General features: G+C 70.7%; 2 protein-coding genes and 1 pseudogene. All 3 read right to left on the bottom strand.

What is annotated here, in order from left to right; genetic code table 11:
• Positions 1-47 precede the first annotated feature (47 nt).
• A complete protein-coding gene (locus ACFULQ_RS48970; protein ID WP_383558305.1) occupies positions 48-503 on the bottom strand; it encodes a hypothetical protein in 456 nt (151 codons plus the stop codon).
• Between the two features lie 5 nt (positions 504-508).
• Positions 509-1,261, bottom strand: coding sequence for a 4-hydroxy-tetrahydrodipicolinate reductase (gene dapB, locus ACFULQ_RS48975; RefSeq protein ID WP_383558308.1), 753 nt, complete (start codon positions 1,259-1,261; stop codon positions 509-511).
• 25 nt (positions 1,262-1,286) lie between these two features.
• Positions 1,287-2,630: pseudogene (locus ACFULQ_RS48980) on the bottom strand (M16 family metallopeptidase); the annotation flags it as partial.
• Between the last annotated feature and the right edge of the window lie 28 nt (positions 2,631-2,658).

Raw genomic sequence — 2,658 nt, forward strand, 5'->3', positions numbered from 1 at the left:
GGGTGCGAGCGGCCCTTCGACGTGCGTGGCCCAGAGCTCACGAAGTCTCAGGGCTGCTGGACCGGCCTGCCGTCATGCAGCGCTATCGCGCGCTGCATCGCCTTGCGGGCGCGTGGGGTGTCGCGGGCGTCGTGGTAGGCGACGGCGAGGCGGAACCAGCTGCGCCAGTCGTCGGGGGCCGACTCCGTCTCCGCCTTGCGCTTGGCGAAGACCTCGTCGGCCGAGTCGCGGTCGATGCGGCCGGCGGGCGTGCGCTTCAGCTCGTCGACAGGCAGGCCGCCCTCGGCGTCGAGTTCGGCGGCGAGGGCGTTGGCCCTGCGGACGAACTGGGTGTTCTTCCACAGGAACCACAGACCGATCACCGGCAGGATCAGCACCGCCACGCCGAAGGTGACGGTGACGACGGTGCCGGTCTCGATCAGCATGACGCCGCGGCTGCCGACCAGGACGAAGTAGAAGACCAGGACGGCGGCCGTGACGGCGTAGGACAGCTTGGCGCGCATGACGGTCAGCCCAGGTCCAGGAAGTGTTCCAGGCCGAAGGTCAGGCCCGGGGTGGTGACCACGCGGCGGGCGCCGAGCAGGATGCCCGGCATGAAGCTGCTGTGGTGGAGGGAGTCGTGGCGGATCGTCAGGGTCTCGCCCTCGCCGCCGAGCAGGACCTCCTGGTGGGCCAGCAGACCGCGCAGGCGGACGGAGTGGACGGGGATCCCGTCGACGTCCGCGCCGCGCGCTCCGTCCAGGGACGTCTCCGTGGCGTCCGGCGCCGCGGCCGTGCCCGCCTCGGCGCGGGCCGAGGCGATCAGCTGGGCCGTGCGCGTGGCGGTGCCCGACGGGGCGTCGACCTTCTTCGGGTGGTGCAGTTCGATGACCTCGACCGACTCGAAGTACGGCGCGGCGATCTGCGCGAACTTCATGTTCAGTACGGCCCCGATGGAGAAGTTGGGCGCGATGAGGACGCCGGTCTCCGGGGACGAGGACAGCCAGCCCCTCAGCTGCGCGAGGCGCTCGTCGGTCCAGCCGGTGGTGCCGACGACCGCGTGGATGCCGTGGCTCAGGCAGTACTCCAGGTTCTCCATCACCGAGGCGGGCGTGGTCAGTTCGACCGCGACCTGGGCGCCCGTCTCGGCGAGGGTCTCCAGCTTGTCGCCCCGGCCCAGGGCGGCGACCAGTTCCATGTCCTCGGCGGCCTCGACGGCCTTGACCGCCTCGGAGCCGATCCGGCCCCTGGCACCGAGGACCGCCACGCGCAGCTTGCTCATCTTCTTGCTTCCTTAAGGGGAGGGCTTACGCGACCGCTTCGTGCAGTCGGGCCGCCTGCTTGTCCTTCAGCGGGCCGATGACCGACAACGACGGGCGCCGTCCCAGGATCTCGCGGGCGACCGCGCGGACGTCGTCCGGGGTGACCGCCGCTATCCGGCCCAGCATGTCGTCGACGGACATCTGCTCGCCCCAGCACAGCTCGCTCTTGCCGATGCGGTTCATCAGCGCGCCGGTGTCCTCCAGGCCGAGGACCGTGGAGCCCCGCAGCTGGCCGATGGCGCGGGCGATCTCGTCGTCCGTGAGTCCCTGCTGGGCGACCTGGTCGAGTTCGTCGCGGCAGATCTTCAGCACGTCGTGGACCTGCGAGGGCCGGCAGCCGGCGTACACGCCGAACAGGCCGCAGTCGGCGAAGCCGGAGGTGTACGAGTACACGCTGTAGGCCAGGCCGCGCTTCTCGCGGACCTCCTGGAAGAGCCGGGAGGACATGCCGCCGCCGAGCGCGGTGTTGAGCACGCCGAGGGCCCAGCGGCGGTCGTCGGTGCGGGCCAGGCCCGGCATGCCGAGGACGACGTGGGCCTGTTCGGTCCTGCGGCCGAGCAGTTCGACTCGGCCCGCGGTGCGCAGGGCGCGCCTGCCGTCGCGCGGGGCGATGGGAACGGCGTCGGCGTTCTTGAGGGCGCCGGCCTTCTCGAAGGCGGCCCGGACCTGTCGTACGACCTTGGTGTGGTCGACGTTGCCCGCGGCCGCGACCACCAGGTGGGTGGGGTCGTAGTGCTTCTTGTAGAAGCGGCGGATGCGGTCGGCGGTCAGGGCGTTGACGGTGTCGACGGTGCCGAGGACCGGGCGGCCGAGGGGGTTGTCGCCGAACATGGTGGACGCGAACAGGTCGTGCACGCAGTCGCCCGGGTCGTCCTCGGTCATGGCGATCTCTTCGAGGATGGCGCCGCGCTCGACGTTGACGTCCTCTTCGAGGATCAGTGAGCCGGTCAGCATGTCGCAGACGACGTCTATGGCGAGCGGCAGGTCGGAGTCGAGCACGCGCGCGTAGTAGCACGTGTACTCCTTCGCCGTGAACGCGTTCATCTCGCCGCCGACCGCGTCGAGGGCGGAGGAGATGTCCAGGGCGCTGCGCTGGGAGGTGCCCTTGAAGAGGAGGTGCTCCAGGTAGTGGGTGGCGCCGTTCAGGGACGGGGTCTCGTCGCGGGAGCCGACGTGGGCCCAGATGCCGAAGGTCGCGGAGCGGACCGAGGGGAGGGTCTCGGTGACGATCCGCAGGCCGCCCGGGAGGGTGGTCTTGCGGACGGTGCCGATGCCGTTCTGGCCCTTGATCAGGGTTTGGGTACGGGCGACGGCCCGCGCCTCCGAGGAGGCTGTCTCTTATAGACATCACCGAGCC

It is taken from the genome of Streptomyces sp. NPDC057253 (assembly GCF_042669125.1).
Taxonomy (GTDB): Bacteria; Actinomycetota; Actinomycetes; order Streptomycetales; family Streptomycetaceae; genus Streptomyces.

Excerpts from the sequence above, each read along its gene's own strand:
- ACFULQ_RS48970 (WP_383558305.1), bottom strand. The coding sequence starts at position 503 with ATGCGCGCCAAGCTGTCCTACGCCGTCACGGCCGCCGTCCTGGTCTTC.
- dapB (WP_383558308.1), bottom strand. The coding sequence starts at position 1,261 with ATGAGCAAGCTGCGCGTGGCGGTCCTCGGTGCCAGGGGCCGGATCGGC.